Source organism: Paracoccus acridae (genome assembly GCF_014642735.1).
GTDB lineage: Bacteria > Pseudomonadota > Alphaproteobacteria > Rhodobacterales > Rhodobacteraceae > Paracoccus > Paracoccus acridae.
Genome location: NZ_BMIV01000002.1, coordinates 73,837 through 91,517 on the forward strand (window position 1 = coordinate 73,837; position 17,681 = coordinate 91,517).

The following is a 17,681-nucleotide window of genomic DNA, read 5'->3' on the forward strand; positions in this document are numbered from 1 at the left end:
ACATTCTGCCGGGGCGCGCTTGAAAGGCTTGCTGCGACCGGCCCGAAGGGCAAGATCAGCGGCGCGGCGCAACAGCGAGGAGGGGACCATGACGACCGAAGCGATTGAAAAGCATCCGATTCCATCGGGCTTTGACAAGGCCCATGTGGGACCGGCGGACTATGCCCGCCTGTATGCCGAATCAATCGAAAACCCCGAATCGTTCTGGGGCCGCGAAGGGCGCCGCCTGGACTGGATCCACCCCTATAGCATCGTCAAGAACACCGACTTCACCTTCGGCAAGGTGTCGATCAAGTGGTACGAGGACGGCATCCTGAACGCCTCGGTCAACTGCATCGACCGCCACCTGCCCAAGCGCGCCAACCAGACGGCGATCATCTTCGAACCCGACGATCCCGCGACGCCCGCCCAGCACATCACCTATGCGGAACTGTCGGAAAAGGTGAACCGCTTCGCCAACGTCCTGCTGTCCCAGGGCATCATGCGCGGCGACCGGGTGGTGATCTATCTGCCGATGATCCCCGAGGCGGCCTATGCCATGCTGGCCTGCGCGCGGATCGGGGCGATCCATTCCATCGTCTTCGCGGGCTTTTCCCCTGACGCGCTGGCGAACCGCATCAACGACTGCGGCGCCAAGGTGGTCATCACCGCCGACACCGCCCCACGCGGCGGGCGCAGGACGAACCTGAAATCGAACACCGACGCCGCCCTGCTGCATTGTTCCGACCGGGTGCGCTGCCTGGTGGTCAAGCATACGGGCGACCAGACGACCTGGATCGACGGCCGCGACGTGGACGTCAAGGCGCTGATGGAGACCGCAAGCCCCGACTGCCCGCCGCGTCCCATGGGGGCCGAGGATCCGTTGTTCATCCTCTACACCTCGGGGTCCACCGGCAAGCCCAAGGGGGTCGTGCATACGACCGGCGGATATCTGGTCTATGCCGCGATGACGCATCAGTACACCTTCGACTACAAGGACGGCGACGTCTTCTGGTGCACGGCGGATGTGGGCTGGGTCACGGGCCACAGCTATATCGTCTATGGCCCGCTGGCCAATGGCGCGACCACGGTGATGTTCGAAGGCGTGCCGACCTATCCCGACGCGGGCCGCTTCTGGGAGGTCTGCGCCAAGCACAAGGTGACGCAATTCTATACCGCGCCGACCGCGATCCGGTCGCTGATGGCCAAGGGCACCGATCCGATCCAGGGCCACGACCTGTCGTCCTTGCGCATCCTGGGCACGGTGGGCGAGCCGATCAACCCGGAGGCCTGGAACTGGTACAACGACAACATCGGCAAGGGCCGCTGCCCCATCGTCGATACCTGGTGGCAGACGGAAACCGGCGGGCACCTGATCACGCCGCTGCCTGGTGCCACGGAAACCAAGCCGGGTTCGGCCACGCTGCCCTTCTTCGGCATCAAGCCCGTGATCCTGGAGGCCGAATCCGCCAAGGTGGTCGAGGGCAACCCGGCCGAGGGCGTCTTGTGCATCGCTGACAGCTGGCCCGGCCAGATGCGCACCCTGTGGGGCGATCACCAGCGCTTCCAGGAGGCCTATTTCCAGCAATATCCGGGTTACTACTTCACCGGCGACGGCTGCCGCCGGGACGAGGACGGCTATTACTGGATCACCGGCCGCGTGGACGACGTCATCAACGTCAGCGGCCACCGCATGGGCACGGCCGAGGTCGAATCGGCCCTGGTCGCGCATGAGAAGGTCGCGGAGGCCGCCGTGGTCGGTTACCCGCATCCGCTGAAGGGGCAGGGCATCTATGCCTATGTCACGCTGATGAACGGCGTGCAGCCCTCCGACGAATTGCGCGGCGAGCTTGAGAAATGGGTCCGCACGGAAATCGGCCCCATCGCCAAGCCCGACGTGATCCAATGGGCGCCCGGCATGCCCAAGACCCGGTCCGGCAAGATCATGCGCCGCATCCTGCGCAAGATCGCCGAGAACGACTATGGCAGCCTGGGCGACATCTCGACCCTGGCCGAACCCGAGGTGGTGGACGACCTGATCGCCAATCGGATGAACAGGGCCTGACGCAAGCGGGGCCAAGCGCCCCATGACAAGGCGGCCTCCGGGCAGGAGGAACCGGGTGCCGCCATACCGATCCGACGAGCAATCCCCCAAACGCGATTCACCCTGAATCGCGGCCGGAGAAGGCTTGACCGTCGGAATCCCATGCCAGCCGGCGGCTGGTTCAACAGGAGGAGGATTGATGGCTTATGCATCGCCCGACGCGACGACCCGTTCGCGTCCCATGACGTCCGAGGAAAAGAAGGTCATCCTGGCCTCGTCCGCGGGCACGATCTTCGAATGGTATGACTTCTATCTGTATGGTTCGCTGGCGGCGATCATCGGGGCGCAGTTCTTCACGGCCTTCCCCGAGGCCACGCGCAACGTCTTCGCCCTGCTGGCCTTCGCCGCGGGCTTCCTGGTGCGTCCCTTCGGCGCCCTGGTCTTCGGCGCCCTGGGCGACCTGATCGGCCGGAAATACACCTTCCTGGCCACTATCCTGATCATGGGCTTCTCGACCTTCCTGGTCGGCCTGCTGCCCGGCTATGCGTCCTGGGGCATCGCCGCGCCGATCATCCTGATCGTGCTGCGGATGCTGCAGGGCCTGGCGCTTGGCGGCGAATATGGCGGGGCCGCGGTCTATGTGGCCGAACACGCGCCGCAGGGTCAGCGCGGCTATTTCACGTCCTTCATCCAGACCACCGCCACGCTGGGCCTGCTGCTGTCGCTGGTGGTGATCCTGCTGGTCACCTCCTATGTGAACGCGAACTATCCGGCCGTGCCGCAGCTTGGCCTGGACGGCCAGCCGTTGCTGGACGCCACCGGCGCGCAGGTCATGCTGGAGCCCTTCAAGGCCTGGGGCTGGCGCATTCCGTTCCTGGGTTCGGTCTTCCTGCTGCTGATCTCGCTGTATATCCGCCTGCAGATGAACGAATCCCCGGCCTTCAAGAAGATGAAGGAAGAAGGCGCGCAGTCCAAGGCGCCGCTGAAGGAAGCCTTCGGCAACTGGAAGAACGGCAAGATCGCCCTGATCGCGCTGCTGGGCCTGACCGCCGGGCAAGCCGTGGTCTGGTATTCGGGCCAGTTCTATGCGCTGTTCTTCATCCAGAACGTCGTGAAGGTCGATCAGTTCAGCGCCAACGTCTTCGTCGCCTGGTCGCTGATCCTGGGCACTGCGGGCTTCATCTTCTTCGGCTCGCTGTCCGACCGCATCGGCCGCAAGCCGATCATCCTGGGCGGCTGCGCCCTGGCCGCCGCGACCTATATGTGGGTCTTCCCGATGCTGACCAGCGTCGCCAACCCCGCGCTGGCTGCGGCGCAGAACACGGCCGTCACGGTCACGGCCGCGCCGGACGACTGTTCGTTCCAGTTCAACCCGGTGGGCACCGCGCAGTTCAACAACAGCTGCGACATCCTGAAGGCCGCGCTGTCGCGGTCGTCGGTGAACGTCCAGGAAACGATCGATGCGCCTGCGGGCACGATCGCGTCGGTCCAGATCGGCGAGACGGTGATCCAGTCCTATGACGCCAACACGCTGACGGGCGATGCCCTGGCGGCCGAAAAGGCGCGCTTCACCGCCGAAGTCAACGCGGCCCTGACCGCCGCCGGCTATCCGCTGACGGCCGCCGACAACACCACGATCGCCAAGGCCAACCACTTCTTCGACATCTTCAAGGGCCAGAATATCCAGGTCGTGCTGATCCTGACCTATCTGATCGTGCTGGTGACGATGGTCTATGGTCCGATCGCGGCGCAGTTGGTCGAGCTTTATCCGACCCGCATCCGCTATTCCGGCCTGTCGCTGCCCTATCACATCGGCAACGGCTGGTTCGGCGGCCTGCTGCCCGCGACCGCCTTCGCGATCTCGGCCCAGACCGGCAACATCTATGCGGGCCTGTGGTATGCGATCGTGATCGCCGTGATGACGGTGATCATCGGGGCGATCTTCGTGCCGAACGACAGCCACAAGAAGGACATCTTCGCGGACGACAACGTCTGATCCCGATCCGGGCCGGGGGCGATCCCCGGCCCGGCATTTCCCCTGCTGTCCAGGAAAGCTTGGCTCATGGCGCGCATTCTGGTTGTCGAGGACGAGGACAACATCGCCATGGCCCTGGAATTCCTGCTGGCCCGCGACGGCCATGCCCATTCCCGGCTGTCCCAAGGCGGGGCCGCCGTGGCGGCCATCCGCGCGGAACGTCCCGACCTGGTGCTGCTGGACGTGATGCTGCCCGACATGTCGGGTTATGAGATCGTGGAACTGCTGCGCGCCGATCCTGGCATGTCGGACGTGCGCATCCTTCTGATGACCGCGCGGGGATCCGTCGTGGAAAAGCGGCGCGGCCTAGCCCTGGGCGCTGACGGCTTCATCGCCAAGCCGTTCGAACTGTCCGAGCTGCGTGCCGAAATGATGCGGCTGCTGGCCTAGCGCCCGCGCCTCTGCCACAGCGACCACAGCCCCAGGCCGATCGCGATATAGATCGCATTCACCAGCAGCCCCGCCAGGACCTGGGTGGTCATCGGTTCGGGCCGAGTCGTGGCGCCGGTCAGCGGGATGATCACCGCCACGAAGACCGCGCCCGCCACCAGGGGCAGCAGCATCCCCGTGATGGGGCGATTGCGCAGGGTGGTCAAAAGCAATGCCACCAGCAAGCCGATCCGAAACAAATCCCCGGCCTGCGCCGCCAACAAGTCGCCCACTGATCCATCCCCCTTGTTTTTCCGCAGCTTACCCGATCCGGCAAGGCGCGGTCTACAGGGGGATTTCAGGCTGGTCGGGGTCGATGGGAAGCTGCGGATCATCGGGCACGTCCGGTTCGCCAGCCCCCAGGGGCGGAGGAGGCGGTGCGCCGGGCTTGCGGCGGATGACGATATCGCCGTTCTCCAGCCGCTCGGGTGCCTGGTAGTTGCCCAGGTCATCGACCAGGACCGCCAGATCATCCAGGACCGGCGCCAGATCCGCCAGCGCTCCGCCCATGCCCTGGCCCAGCTGGTTCAGCTGCGGGCCGAATTCATTCCACAGGTTTTCGGCGATGATCCCCAGGCCGCGTTCGACAAGCCCGATGCCGTCCTCGGTGTCGGACTGCGCGGCGGCCGCCAACGGCCAAGCCAGAATGCCCAGGATCAGAAGGCCGCGCATCATACCCCCATCTGCCCGCAGGATCGGGACGATGCTACGCCCGCGCAGGCATCCTGTCGAGGCGCAACGAAAAAGGGCTGGCCCAAGGCCAGCCCTTATACCTGACGGAACCGAAGTTCCGTTCAGAAATCAGCTGTCGTCGTCGTCCGAAGCAACGGCGGCGATGACGCCCAGCAGCAGCAGGGCCGGGACAACCAGGCCAGCGTTGGTCGAAGCGGGACGCTCCTCGACAACGACGGGCTCGACGTCGACGACGGGGGCGACATAGCCACCAGCCAGAGCCGAGGTGGCGGTCAGGCCGAGAGCGGCAGCGAAAGTAGCGAATTTGGTCATGATCATGCTCCGTTTCGTTGAAGGCTGCCGTCACCGGCAACATCGAGGCGACAGTTACACAATCCCCAGACGTTTGAAAGCTGCATTGGTTCAAATCCGTCGCTGGTTCGCGGCAACTGTTGCATATTGGCCAACACCCTTGCCGACCATCAGTTCCGCCCTGAAATGGCGTGCGGACAAGGTGTTGCAATCCTGCACTAGGCCCGGCGAAACGCTTGGGACACCATGAAAATAGCCGCAGCAGCCGTGATGATCGAGGGCCCGGCAGGGGTGTCCAGATGAAGGCTGGCCCACAATCCCCCCATCACCGCCAAGGCGGCGATCAGCGTGGCGTTGCCGACCATGCGTTCGGGGCTGCGCGACAATCCGCGGGCGGCTGCCGCAGGAACGATCAGCATGGCCGAAATCAGCAGCGATCCGACGACTCGAATCGACAAGGCCACCAGGACGGCCAGGGCCAAGGACAGGACCAGGCGTTCGACCCTGGGGTCTATTCCCGCGGCCATGGCCAGTTCCTCGTTCAGGGAGGCGGTCAGCAGCCGCTGCCACCGCCAGGCCAGCAGCGCCAGCACCCCCGCAGCCCCCGCCCAGATCAGCGCCAGGTCGCCCCGGCCCACCGCCAGGATGTCGCCGAACAGATAGGCCGACAGGTCGGACCGGGCCTGCGGCACGAAGCTGATGGCGACAAGCCCGATTGCCAGGGCGGAATGGGACAGCACGCCCAGCATCGTGTCCATTGCCTGCTCGCGCGCAACGAGGGCCGATACCGCCAGGGCCATCGCCAACGCGACCAGCATCGTCCCGGCATAGATCGAGACTTGGAAGGCCAGGCTGATCGCCACGCCCAGGATCGCCGCATGGGCGGTGGCATCGCCGAAATAGGCCATGCGCCGCCAGACGACGAAGCTGCCCAGCGGCCCGGCCACCGCCGCGATGCCCAGGCCCGCCAGGACCGCGCGGATGAAGAAATCGTCCAGCATCAATGGGCCCCGGCGTGGTGGTGGTGATCGTGATCGTGATCGTGGTGATGGCGATACAGCGCCAGCGTGCCTTCGGATTCGGCCCCGAACAGGGCGCGGTATTCGGGGGCGCTGCTGACATGCTGGGGCGTGCCCTCGCAGCAGACATGGCCGTTGAGGCAGATCACCCGGTCAGAGGCGCGCATCACCACCAGAAGGTCGTGGCTGACCATCAGGACGGCCGCGCCGGTCTGGCGGCGCACCTCCTCGATCAGCTTGTAGAAGGCGACGATGCCCGGCTGGTCCAGCCCCTGCGTCGGTTCATCCAGAACCAGAAGCTGCGGGTCGTGCAGCAACGCACGGGCCAGCAGGACACGCTGGAACTGCCCGCCTGAAAGCTGGGTCAGTTGGCGGGCCTCGACCCCCCCGACCCCCGTGCGGGCCAGGACACGGGCCGCGTCGCGGTCGCCGACGCGCCGGGGCAGGGACAGGAAGCGGCGCACAGTCATGGGGATGGTGGTGTCCACCTGCACGCGCTGCGGGACATAGCCGATCCGCAGCCCCGGCCTGCGTTCGACCCGGCCCGCCGCCAGCGGCATATGCCCCAGAAGCGCGCGCACCAGCGAGGACTTGCCCGACCCGTTCGGCCCGACGACTGTCACGATCTCTCCGGGGCGGATCTGGAAATCGACGCCTTGCAGGACCGTTTCGGACCCGCCGGGACGCAGGATCGTCAGGCCGCTGGCCTGGATCAGGGCGGTCATGGCCGGGCCGCGTCGGCGCAGGCGGGGCAAAGGCCCAGGGCCTCGATCGTGGCGCGTTCGACCTGGAAGCCTGATTCAGCGGCCAGTTCCGTCAGCGCGTCGCGCACGGGCGCGGCGGGCAGTTCGGCCAGCATGTCGCATTCCCGGCAGATCAGGAAGGCGGGCGCGTGGTCATGGCCCGGATGCAGGCAGGCCGCAAAGGCGTTCAGCCGTTGCAGGCGATGCGCCAGCCCGTGTTCGACCAGAAACTCCAGCGCGCGATAGGCGACGGGCGGCTGGCGGCCGAAGCCTTCGGCCGCAAGGCGGTCCAGCACCTCATAGGCGCCCATGGCGCGATGCGATTCCAGCAGGATCTCCAACGTCCGCTGCCGGACAGGGGTCAGGCGGGCGCCGTTGGCGGCCAGCCGGTCGCGGGCCTGGTCAAGCACGCGGGCTTCGCAGGCCCGATGATCGTGCGGGGCAAAGGCGGAATGGGGATCAGGATCGGGCAATACTGTTACTTTATCACATTCTGTTTGACTTGTTATGATGTAACATGAATAAGCATGGCCCTGCAAGAAACCAACCTGTCGAGGCGACATGATGCGCATAACCCTTTCCGCCCTGGGCCTTCTGGCCGCCGGACCCGTGCTGGCCGAACCGCCGCAGGTGGTGGTGGACACGCCCGTCACAGCCTCGCTGGTCCAGCAGGTGATGGGGGATCTGGGGCAGGTGCAGGTGCTGCTGCCAAGAGGGGCAAGCGCGCATCACCACCAGATGCGCCCCTCGGACGCGCGGGGCTTGCAGGACGCGGGGCTGCTGGTCTGGACCGGACCTGAACTGACGCCCTGGCTGGACCGTGCTGCGTCCTCGGTCGGGGGCGATGTCGCGCAACTGCGTCTGCTGGACGTGCCGGGCACCCATGTGCGCGGGTATGACGACGGCCACGATCACGATCACGACCACGATCACGACCACGACCACGATCACGCGCATGGCGGCGTGGATCCTCATGCCTGGCTGGACCCGGACAACGCGCAAGCCTGGGTCGCAGCCATCGCCGCCACGCTGGAGAGGGCCGATCCCGACAATGCAACCGCCTACAGGCAGAACGCAGCGGCGGCGGCCGAGGAGATCCGCCGCCTTGATGAAGACCTGCGCGCGCAGCTTCAGCCCCATGCCGGGGCCACGTTTGTCGTCTTTCACGATGCCTACGGCTATTTCACCGAACATTTCGGCCTTCAGCCGGCCATCGCGGTTTCGCTGGGCGATGCCAGCACTCCTTCGGCTGCAAGGCTGAAAGAGATTCGCGCCCGCATCACGGATGGGCACGCGATCTGTGCCTTTCCCGAATATGGCAGCGACCCCAAGCTGGTGCAGGCCGTGACGGAAGGCAGTTCGATCCGGGCCGGCAGCGAACTGATGCCCGAAGGCGGCGATCTTGAGCCGGGGCCGCAGCTTTACGGGCAGATCCTTGCGCAGATGGCGGGGACCATCAGCGACTGCCTGTCGGAGTAAATCCGCCCTCCGGCATATTTCTGACTCTTTTACTTTGACAATCCAGACTGAATTGATCAGATTTCAGGTGAAGGAAGACGGACCCCAATTCCAAGAGGCTGATCATGACCGCAGTACGTCCCGCAGACTTCGCGCAACCCGGCACCAGCGTCCTGGCCCGGATCCCGCAGCATGACGCGACCCAGTTGACCCGGGGGGGCAACCAGGCGCTGATCATCCTGGACGACCAGATGTATCAGCTTCGCATCACGCGCGCGGGCAAGCTTATCCTGACAAAGTAAGTCCTCCCCGGCCCTGGGGCCGGGAAAAGATCCCTCAGCCGCGCGGCTTGCCGCCCGGCCGCCCACCTGGACGACCGCCGCCTGGACGACCGCCGGGCTTGCCCGAAAAGCCACCCCCGGCACCCCCGCGCGCGGGCTTTGGTCCGCCCGGTTTGCCAAAGGGCTTGCGATCCCCGCCCGGCTTTCCACCCGGACGCGGACCCTCGCCCCGAGGCTTGAAGCCGCCCTCGGCCCGGTCGCCGCGCGGCTTGAACCCCTTGTCGCCGGGCTTTCCCTCTGCCCGCGGCTTGAAGCCCCGCCCGGCGTCATCGGCATCGCGGCGGGGCTTGAACCCACCTTCCGCACGATCACCCCGAGGCTTGAAACCGCCTTCGGGCCGGTCGCCGCGTGGCTTGAAGCCACCCTCGGGACGATCGCCGTGTGGCTTGAAGCCGCCTTCAGGGCGGTCGCCCCGGGCTTTGTAGGCCGGCTTGCCGTCCGGGCGGTCGCCCCCGGGCTTGCCGAAGCGGGGGCGGTCGCCGGACACGCTGTCGCGATCCGCGCGGGGCTTGTCGGACCAGGGGCGGGCGGGACGATCCCCATCGCCCTGCGGGCGCTTGCCGCGGAACTGCGGACGGTCGCCGCCGTCCTCGGACCGGGGCTTGCCGGACCAGGGACGGGCGGGGCGGTCGCCATCATCCCGCGGACCCGGCTTGCGGCCGAAGCGGCCTTCGCCGCCGCCCTCGCTGCGGAAGCTGCGGGCAGGGCGGTCGCCGTCGTCGCGGCGGGGGCCGCGCGGGCCTTCCGCGCCGCGCGGGCGCATCTCGCGTTCCTTGGGGGCGGTCTCCTCGCCGGTCAGCAGCCCGCCAAGCTGGTCGCGCAACACGCGCTTCTTGACCTCGACGACCTCGTTCTTTTCCATGCCGATCAGCTTGAAGGGGCCATAGCCGATGCGGATCAGGCGGTTCACCTGCAACCCGACATGGGCCATGGCCCGGCGGATCTCTCGGTTCTTGCCTTCGCGGATGCCGACGGTCAGCCAGGCGTTCGCGCCCTGCTGGCTGTCCAGCTTGATCTCCATCGGGGCGAATTCCTCGCCGTCGATGGTCGCGCCGCGGCGCAGGGGGGCGAAGGTCAGGTCGCTAGGCGTGCCGTTCACGCGCACGCGGTAACGCCGCAGCCAGCCGGTCGAGGGCAGTTCCAGCCGGCGCTTCAGCTCTCCGTCGTTGGTCAGCAGCAGCAGGCCTTCGGAGTTCAGGTCAAGGCGGCCCACCGTCATCACGCGCGGCAGGTCGCGGGGCAGGGCGTCGAACACCGTCTGCCGGCCCTTTTCGTCCGATTCGGTCGTCACCAGGCCCAGCGGCTTGTAATACAGCCACAGCCGGGTTTCCTGCGGCTCGTCCAGCTTCTTGCCGTCCACGACGATCCGGTCGGTCGGCAGAACGTCAAGCGCCGGGCTGTCGATCTTCTTGCCGTTGACCGAGACGCGGCCTTCCAGGATCATGCGCTCGGCCTCTCGGCGGCTGGCGACGCCGGCGCGGGCCATCACCTTGGCGATGCGGTCGGGGGCCGGGGCAGAGGCCGGGGTAGGGGTCTGGTCGGCGGATTTCGGGGTGCTGTCGTCGGTCATGGCGATATCTCCTGCGCATCGCTGCGGTGGCAAAGCCGCGCTTCTATCGGGCGCGGCGGGGCAAGGAAAGGGCGACTTGCATGGCTGCCGCGCCCTTGCGACAAGCGGGCATGACCCGCTTCACCTCTCATATGGCGCTGGCGCTTGACCAGGCAAGGACCGCCGCCCGTCGGGGCGAGGTTCCGGTGGGCGCGGTGGTCGTGGCCCCCGACGGCCGCGTGGTGTCGGCGGCGGGAAACCGGACGCGCGAACTGTCCGACCCCACGGCCCATGCCGAGATCCTGGCGATTCGCGACGCCTGCCGGGCCGCAGGGTCCGAACGGTTGCCGGGCCATGACCTGTGGGTGACGCTGGAACCCTGTCCGATGTGCGCGGCGGCGATATCGGCCGCGCGGATCGGTCGGCTGTATTACGGGGCCAGCGACATGCGCATGGGCGGCGTCGAGCATGGGGCACGGGTGTTCGACCATCCGCAATGCCATCATCGCCCCCAGGTTTATGACGGGATCGACGCCGACCCGGCGCGGGCGCTTCTGACGGGGTTCTTTCAAAGCCGCCGATGACGGTTGCACCCGTCGCGCGGCATGGCTATACCTGCCGCCATGCGGGTGTAGCTCAATGGTAGAGCAGCAGCCTTCCAAGCTGAATACGTGGGTTCGATTCCCATCACCCGCTCCAACCCCCTCCGATTTCACTCGACGGAGCTGCCCCTTCGCAGGATGGATTGCAGCTGCATCGTGTTGGGGTTGACACGGACCAGGTGGCCATCGACGATCGCATACCGGCTGCCGGGCAGCTCCGATCCCAGGCCATAGATGCCCGGCATCTCGATGAAATCGACGTTCTCGGCCGGCAGGATGTCGCCGGGCATGAGGGGACGCGCTTCGGACAGCGGGGCGCTGGCGCGGATCGTTTCCTGCGCCTGCGGGGTGTGGTTGCTGAAAAGGGCGATCAGCGTGGCTGCCACGGCAGCGGTCGCGATCGCCATCACCTTGCGTATCATGTCCTTGGTCCGGCTTGTCCGTCCGTTCGTCTGGGAAAAACCGGAAAGGCGGCGCCCTGGTTCCCTTATCCTGTCACGGTTCCGTCTTGTTCGCGGTTTTTATTCACGAAGCGTGGCAACATTGCCGAAAAGTCGCGGCCGCGCCCGTCCTCCTGTTCGACGAAGCGGTGATAAAGCTGTTGCGCAAGCGCCCCCATCGGCGTGTCCGCCCCGGCCGAGGACGCCGCCGCCTGCGACAGGTTCAGGTCCTTCAGCATCAGTTCGGCGGCGAAACCGGGCTTGTAGTCGTTGTCGGCGGGCGATTTCGGACCCACGCCCGGCGCCGGGCAATAGGCGTTCATCGACCAGCTGTACCCCGAGGATGTGGACACGACGTCGAACATCTTCTGCCGGTCGAGGCCCAGCTTGTCGGCAAGGGCAAAGGCCTCGCAGGTGGCGATCATGGTGACGCCCAGGATCATGTTGTTGCAGATCTTCGCGGCCTGTCCCGCGCCCGCATCGCCGCAATGGACGGCCTTCTGGCCCATGATGTCGAACAGCGGCTGGACCGTTGCGAAGGCATCGTCCGGCCCGCCCACCATGAAGGTCAGCGTCCCGGCCTGCGCGCCGCCGATCCCGCCCGAGACCGGCGCATCCAGCGCCCCGAGGCCCGCCGAACGCGCCTGTTCCGCGACCGCGCGGGCGCTGTCCACGTCCACGGTGGAACAGTCGCACAGGACCGCGCCGGGCTTCATGGCCGGGATCACCTGATCTGCCACCATGCGCAGGATCTGGCCGTTGGGCAGCATGGTGATGACCACATCGGCATCCGCCGCAGCCTCGGCGGCGCTGCCGGCCAGGGTCAGCCCCTCGGGCCGGGCGGCGGTGTCGAAGCCCGTGACCTGATGCCCGGCCTGCGCCAGGTTCAGCGCCATCGGCGCGCCCATGTTGCCAAGTCCGATGAATGCGATCTTCATGCCGGTTCACTCCAGGTCAGTTCGTTCGGCCCCAGGGGCGCCAGCAGCGCCGCGACATTGTCGGGGCTGGCGTCGGCCATCCATTTGGGCTTGCGGTCCTTGTCGATGATCTGTGCGCGCACGCCTTCCAGGAAATCGGTGTCCTGCGTCGCGCGATATGTGAAGCGGTATTCGCGGGCCAGCGAGTCCTGCATCCGGCCGTCGCCGCGCGCCGCCCGCACCATGGCCAGCCCCGCCGCCATGGACAAGGGCGAATTGGCCTGCAGGATCTTGAGGGTCTGGGCGTTGCCGTCCTCTTCCAGGGCGTCGATGATGTCGGCCAGGGTTTCCTGGGCAAAGGGCGACAGGTCCATCGTGCGCAGGGGGGCGGTCGGCGCGTCCCCACCCTCGATCAGCGAGACGTCGCCGGTATCCTCCAACCGGGTGATCAGGTCGGGCCATTCGGCTTCGGGCAGATAGGTGTCGGCAAAGCCCGCATGGATCGCATCGCCCGCGCCCATCCGGGCGCCCGTCAGCGCCAGGTATTCACCGATCCGGCCCGGCGCGCGCGACAAAAGCCAGGTGCCACCCACGTCGGGGATCAGGCCGATGCCGGATTCGGGCATGGCGATCTGGGTCGTGTCGCCGACGATGCGGTGGCTGGCATGTCCCCCCACGCCCACGCCGCCGCCCATGACGAAGCCCTGCATGAAGGCGACGATGGGTTTCGGATAATCGGCGATGGCCGCGTTCATGCGGTATTCGTCGGCGAAGAAGCGTTGGCCGGTGGCGTGTTCGCCCGCCAGCCCGGCGCGATAGACCGCCGCGATGTCGCCGCCCGCGCAGAAGGCCCGGTCCCCCTCGGCGTCGATGATGACAAGCGCCACATCCGGGTCGTCGCGCCAGCCGTCCAGGGCGCGGTGGATCGCCAATGCCATCTCGTGGCTCAGCGCGTTCAGCGCCTTGGGCCGGGTGAAGGTGATGCGCCCGGCGCGGCCCGCCTTGCGGATGTTCAGGTCTTCCACGTCTTACCCCCGTTCGGCCAGCATCGCCCGCGCGACGATCAGGCGCATGATCTCGTTCGTGCCTTCCAGGATCTGATGCACGCGCAGGTCGCGCACGATCTTCTCGATCCCGTAGTCGGCCAGATAGCCATATCCGCCATGCAGTTGCAGGCAGCCATTCGCGACCTCGAAGGCGCGGTCGGTCACATGCAGCTTGGCCATCGCGCAGAACTTGGTCGCATCCGGGGCGCCGGTGTCAAGCTTCCAGGCCGCCTGGCGCAGGAAGATGCGCGCCGATTGCAGCGCGGTCTCCATCTCGGCCAGGCGGAATTGCAGCGCCTGGAACTGGTCCAGGCTTTGCCCGAAGGCGCGGCGTTCGCCCATATAGGTCAGGGATGCGTCAAGCGCCGCTTGCGCACCGCCAAGCGCCGCTGCCGCGATGTTCAGCCGCCCGCCGTCAAGCCCCGCCATGGCATAGGCAAAGCCGCGCCCTTCCTCGCCCAGCAGGTTGTCGGCAGGGATCTGGCAATCGTCGAACTGGACCTGCGCGGTGGGTTGGGCACGCCAGCCCATCTTGTCCTCGGGCGCGCCGAAGGACAGGCCGGGGGTGCCGTTCTCGACGATCACCGCGCTGATGCCCCTTGGTCCCTCGGCCCCCGTTCGGACCATGGCGATATAGGCGTCCGAATAGCCCCCGCCCGAGATGAAGGCCTTGGTCCCGTTCAGCCGCCAGCCCCCGTCCGTCCGGTCCGCCCGCGTGCGCAGGGCCGCCGCGTCCGATCCGCTGCCGGGTTCGGTCAGGGCATAGCTGAAGACCTTCTCCATGCTGCAAAGGCCGGGCAGCCAGCGGGCCTTGGTGTCGGGCGATCCGAACTTGTCGATCATGCCGCCGCACATGTTGTGGATCGACAGGAATGCCGCGACCGAGGGGCAGGCCATCGACAGCGCCTCGAAGACCAGCACCCCGTCCAGCCGCGACAGGCCCGATCCGCCATGATCCTCGGACACATACAGCCCGCCAAGGCCAAGGGCCGCCACATCGGCCCACAGATCGCGCGGGATGGTGCCTTGCTTTTCCCAGTCATGGGCATGGGGACCGATGCGATCCGCGCCGAAATCGCGCGCCATGTCGAAGATGGCGGCCTGTTCCTCGGTCAGGGCGAAATCCATGTCCTCATCCCCATGAAATTGAACATGCGTTTAATTGCAACACCAGGCGGGGGCTTGGCAAGGTCACAGACCGTGATGGAACTCGGCGATCAGATGCCGGACCAGTTCGCGCATCGCTTCGGGGGGCGTGGCGCCTGCCGCGATGGCTTGCGACAGCACGGCGCGTTGTCGGGCGGCGGACCCGCCGGAGGCCGCCATCTCTCGCGCCCGGGCGACCTGCGGCTGGCTGCCCAGGGCGTCGGCATCCTGGGCGATCAGGGCCAGCCATTCCTCCAACCCCTCGGCAAAGGGAATGATCCGCCCGGCGCCAAAGTCGATCAGCCCCTCGGCCATGCCGTATCGGGTGGCGCGCCAGCGGTTTTCCTCGATCAGGAAGGGGTCGTATTGCCTCCACCGCTGGTTCTGCCGTGACAGGCGCCACAGCATCCGCAGCGTGGCCTGGTTCAGCGCGGCCAGGGTGATCGTGTCGTCCAGGCGGGGCGAGGCGTCGCAGATCCGCGTTTCCAGCGTCGGGAACCGGGACGACGGGCGCAGATCCCACCAGATCTTGCTGCTGTCCTCCAGGACGCCCAGATCGACCAGAACCCGCACCGACCGCTCGAATTCGTCCCATCCGCCGAATTGCGGGGGAAAGCCCGTCCGCGGCATCCCGCCGAACACCGTGGTGCGATAGGACGCAAGGCCGGTGTCGCTGCCCTGCCAGAAGGGGCTGGAGGCCGACAGCGCCAGCAGATGCGGCAGGAAATAGGTCATCTGGTTCATCAGGTCGATCCGCTGGGCGGACGATTTGATCCCCACATGGACATGCATCCCGCAGATCAGCATCCGCCGCGACACCGCCCCCATGTCGCGCGACAACTGGTGATAGCGGTCCTTGTCGGTATGGAACTGATCGCGCCAGTCCGCGAAGGGATGGCAGGATGCCGCAATCGGCGCGAGGCCGTAGTCGCCCGCGATCCGCCCCACCGTGCGGCGCAGATGTGCCAGATGCCCGCGCGCCTCGGCGATGTCGGCGGACACGGGCGTTCCGACCTCGACCTGGCAGCGCAGGAACTCGGGGCTGAAGCGGTCGCCCAGGGCGTCGCGGCAGGCGGCCATCATCGCATCGGGCGCGGGGGCCAGATCGCCCGTGTCTGGGCTGACCAGCAGGTATTCTTCCTCGATGCCAAGGGTCAGGTCGGGTGCGTCGGTCATGGGCGGGCCTCGATGGTTTGGACCAATAGAACCCCGTGCCGCCCGCCCATGCAAGGGCAGGCCGCAGCTTTCCTGTCCCGAAGCGACTTTTCCCCAGGGAATGCGGGCGGTTTGCGGTAAGGGGAGCCTTGCTGCTGGCCGGGCTGGGTGGCCTGGCCCTGTCGCGCCGGCGCCAGCGGGCCTGATCGCCAGACGCCACATGGCAGAAGGGCGGGGTTCGAACCCCGCCCTTTTCTGTTTCAGTCCATGGCGCGGAAGTTGAATTCCCCGCCTTCCTTGATGCCGGACGGCCAGCGGGCCGTCACCGTCTTGGTCCGCGTATAGAAGCGGAAGGCGTCGGGGCCGTGCTGGTTCAGGTCGCCGAAGCCCGATTTCTTCCAGCCGCCGAAGGTGTGATAGGCCAGCGGCACCGGGATCGGCACGTTGATGCCCACCATGCCGATGTTGATGCGGCTGGCGAAATCGCGCGCCGTGTCGCCGTCGCGGGTATAGATCGCGGTGCCGTTGCCATATTCGTGGCTCATCGCCAAGCCGATGGCTTCCTCATAGGAACCGGCGCGGACGGTGGACAGGACCGGGCCGAAGATCTCGGTCTTGTAGATGTCCATGTCGGGGGTCACGCGGTCGAACAGGTGCGGGCCGACGAAGAAGCCGTTCTCGTATCCCTGCAGGTTGAAGTCGCGGCCATCGATGACCAGTTCCGCGCCCTGGTCGATGCCCGACTGCACCAGCCGCAGGATGTTTTCCTTGGCGGCCTTGGTCACGACCGGGCCATAGTCCACGTCGTTGCCGGCGGTATAGGGGCCGACCTTCAGCTTCTCGATCCGGGGGACCAGCCGTTCAATCAGCGCGTCGGCGGTCTTTTCACCCACCGGGACCGCGACCGAGATCGCCATGCAGCGTTCGCCCGCCGCGCCATAGCCCGCGCCCACCAGGGCGTCGGCCGCCTGGTCCAGATCGGCGTCCGGCATGATGATCATGTGGTTCTTGGCGCCGCCGAAGCACTGCGCGCGCTTGCCGGTCGCCGCTGCGCGTTCATAGATGTATTGCGCGATCGGGGTCGATCCGACAAAGCCCACCGCCTGGATCACCGGGTTGTCCAGGATCGCGTCCACGCTGTCCTTGTCGCCGTTGACGACCTGCAAGACGCCATCGGGCAGGCCCGCTTCCTGCAACAGCGCGGCCAGCATCAGCGGCACGGACGGGTCGCGTTCGGACGGCTTCAGGATCATCGCGTTGCCGGCGGCAAGGGCAGGGCCCATCTTCCACAGCGGGATCATGGCCGGGAAGTTGAAGGGCGTGATGCCCGCCACGACGCCCAGCGGCTGGCGCATGGAATACATGTCGATGCCGGGGCCGGCGCTGTCGGTGAATTCGCCCTTCAGCAGATGCGGCGCGCCAATGCAGAACTCGATCACCTCAAGCCCACGCTGGATGTCGCCCTTGGCGTCGGGGAAGGTCTTGCCGTGTTCGGACGACAGCACCTCGGCCATCTTGTCCATGTCGCGGTTGATGAGGCGCACGAACTCCATCATCACGCGGGCGCGGCGCTGCGGGTTGGTCGCGCCCCATTTCACCTGCGCCTCGGCGGCGCGTTCGACGGCGTGGTCAAGCTCGGCCTTGGTGGCCAGGGACAGGCGCGCCTGAACCTCGCCCGTGGCGGGGTTGAAGACGTCGCTGAACCGCCCGGACGTGCCCTTGTATTCCTTGCCGTCGATCCAGTGGTGAATCTCTTTCATCGCATCCTCCTTGGTTGGTCGCAGCCTAGCCTTG

The 17,681-nt window shown here is 66.8% G+C and carries 19 protein-coding genes and 1 tRNA gene; 7 read left to right on the top strand and 13 right to left on the bottom strand.

Features of this window, described 5'->3' with window-relative positions; translation table 11 throughout:
- Positions 1-88: 88 nt before the first annotated feature.
- The 3 genes from acs (at position 89) to IEX25_RS03455 (ending at position 4,448) form a co-directional block, all read left to right on the top strand.
- Positions 89-2,044 (top strand): acetate--CoA ligase, encoded by a 1,956-nt coding sequence (gene acs / locus IEX25_RS03445; protein WP_188714049.1) that lies wholly within the window; start codon positions 89-91, stop codon positions 2,042-2,044.
- A 178-nt stretch (positions 2,045-2,222) separates the two neighbouring features.
- Positions 2,223-4,019 (top strand): MFS transporter, encoded by a 1,797-nt coding sequence (locus IEX25_RS03450; protein ID WP_229665019.1) that lies wholly within the window; start codon positions 2,223-2,225, stop codon positions 4,017-4,019.
- Between the two features lie 66 nt (positions 4,020-4,085).
- Positions 4,086-4,448 (top strand): response regulator transcription factor, encoded by a 363-nt coding sequence (locus IEX25_RS03455; protein WP_103172766.1) that lies wholly within the window; start codon positions 4,086-4,088, stop codon positions 4,446-4,448.
- On the opposite strand, the gene IEX25_RS03460 is transcribed toward IEX25_RS03455, so the two are convergent.
- The 6 genes from IEX25_RS03460 to IEX25_RS03485 form a co-directional block, all read right to left on the bottom strand.
- Positions 4,445-4,666, bottom strand: coding sequence for a hypothetical protein (locus IEX25_RS03460; protein ID WP_188714050.1), 222 nt, complete (start codon positions 4,664-4,666; stop codon positions 4,445-4,447). The two genes, IEX25_RS03455 and IEX25_RS03460, sit on opposite strands and share 4 nt — an antisense overlap.
- A gap of 106 nt (positions 4,667-4,772) precedes the next feature.
- Complete coding sequence (locus IEX25_RS03465; protein WP_188714051.1) at positions 4,773-5,159, bottom strand: hypothetical protein; 387 nt, start codon at positions 5,157-5,159, stop codon at positions 4,773-4,775.
- Between the two features lie 129 nt (positions 5,160-5,288).
- Positions 5,289-5,492: a hypothetical protein gene (locus IEX25_RS03470; RefSeq protein ID WP_370463831.1), complete on the bottom strand. Its 204-nt coding sequence runs from the start codon at positions 5,490-5,492 to the stop codon at positions 5,289-5,291.
- 197 nt (positions 5,493-5,689) lie between these two features.
- Positions 5,690-6,472 (bottom strand): metal ABC transporter permease, encoded by a 783-nt coding sequence (locus IEX25_RS03475; protein ID WP_188714052.1) that lies wholly within the window; start codon positions 6,470-6,472, stop codon positions 5,690-5,692.
- A complete protein-coding gene (locus tag IEX25_RS03480; RefSeq protein ID WP_188714053.1) occupies positions 6,472-7,215 on the bottom strand; it encodes a metal ABC transporter ATP-binding protein in 744 nt (247 codons plus the stop codon). The genes IEX25_RS03475 and IEX25_RS03480 overlap by 1 nt, the downstream gene beginning before the upstream one ends.
- Positions 7,212-7,643, bottom strand: a complete 432-nt coding sequence (locus IEX25_RS03485; RefSeq protein ID WP_229665020.1) for a Fur family transcriptional regulator — start codon at positions 7,641-7,643, stop codon at positions 7,212-7,214. The genes IEX25_RS03480 and IEX25_RS03485 overlap by 4 nt, the downstream gene beginning before the upstream one ends.
- A 154-nt stretch (positions 7,644-7,797) precedes the next feature.
- On the opposite strand from IEX25_RS03485, the gene IEX25_RS03490 reads away from it, so the two are divergent.
- Together IEX25_RS03490 and hemP are read left to right on the top strand one after the other, a co-directional pair.
- A complete protein-coding gene (locus tag IEX25_RS03490; protein ID WP_188714055.1) occupies positions 7,798-8,712 on the top strand; it encodes a zinc ABC transporter substrate-binding protein in 915 nt (304 codons plus the stop codon).
- Positions 8,713-8,816: 104 nt separating this feature from the next.
- Positions 8,817-8,993, top strand: coding sequence for a hemin uptake protein HemP (gene hemP, locus IEX25_RS03495; RefSeq protein WP_103172759.1), 177 nt, complete (start codon positions 8,817-8,819; stop codon positions 8,991-8,993).
- A gap of 34 nt (positions 8,994-9,027) precedes the next feature.
- On the opposite strand, the gene IEX25_RS03500 is transcribed toward hemP, so the two are convergent.
- On the bottom strand, positions 9,028-10,602 hold the full coding sequence (locus tag IEX25_RS03500) for a pseudouridine synthase (RefSeq protein WP_188714056.1): 1,575 nt from the start codon (positions 10,600-10,602) through the stop codon (positions 9,028-9,030).
- 80 nt (positions 10,603-10,682) lie between these two features.
- Here IEX25_RS03500 and IEX25_RS03505 point away from each other — a divergent pair, with 80 nt between their 5' ends.
- Together IEX25_RS03505 and IEX25_RS03510 are read left to right on the top strand one after the other, a co-directional pair.
- Entirely contained in the window at positions 10,683-11,165 is a 483-nt protein-coding gene (locus tag IEX25_RS03505) for a nucleoside deaminase (protein ID WP_229665021.1), read from the top strand.
- 41 nt (positions 11,166-11,206) lie between these two features.
- Positions 11,207-11,280 (top strand) — tRNA-Gly (locus tag IEX25_RS03510).
- A gap of 13 nt (positions 11,281-11,293) precedes the next feature.
- On the opposite strand, the gene IEX25_RS03515 is transcribed toward IEX25_RS03510, so the two are convergent.
- The 6 genes from IEX25_RS03515 to IEX25_RS03540 form a co-directional block, all read right to left on the bottom strand.
- Entirely contained in the window at positions 11,294-11,605 is a 312-nt protein-coding gene (locus IEX25_RS03515) for a hypothetical protein (RefSeq protein WP_188714057.1), read from the bottom strand.
- 65 nt (positions 11,606-11,670) lie between these two features.
- Positions 11,671-12,561, bottom strand: coding sequence for a 3-hydroxyisobutyrate dehydrogenase (gene mmsB / locus IEX25_RS03520; RefSeq protein ID WP_188714058.1), 891 nt, complete (start codon positions 12,559-12,561; stop codon positions 11,671-11,673).
- Positions 12,558-13,565 carry an enoyl-CoA hydratase/isomerase family protein gene (locus IEX25_RS03525; protein WP_188714059.1) on the bottom strand — a complete coding sequence of 336 codons (1,008 nt, stop codon included), beginning with the start codon at positions 13,563-13,565 and terminating at the stop codon, positions 12,558-12,560. Before IEX25_RS03525 ends, mmsB begins: the two co-directional genes overlap by 4 nt.
- A 3-nt stretch (positions 13,566-13,568) precedes the next feature.
- A complete protein-coding gene (locus IEX25_RS03530) occupies positions 13,569-14,714 on the bottom strand; it encodes an acyl-CoA dehydrogenase family protein (protein ID WP_188714060.1) in 1,146 nt (381 codons plus the stop codon).
- 63 nt (positions 14,715-14,777) lie between these two features.
- Positions 14,778-15,908 carry a carboxylate-amine ligase gene (locus IEX25_RS03535; protein WP_188714061.1) on the bottom strand — a complete coding sequence of 377 codons (1,131 nt, stop codon included), beginning with the start codon at positions 15,906-15,908 and terminating at the stop codon, positions 14,778-14,780.
- Between the two features lie 239 nt (positions 15,909-16,147).
- Entirely contained in the window at positions 16,148-17,647 is a 1,500-nt protein-coding gene (locus tag IEX25_RS03540; RefSeq protein WP_188714062.1) for a CoA-acylating methylmalonate-semialdehyde dehydrogenase, read from the bottom strand.
- Positions 17,648-17,681 lie beyond the last annotated feature (34 nt).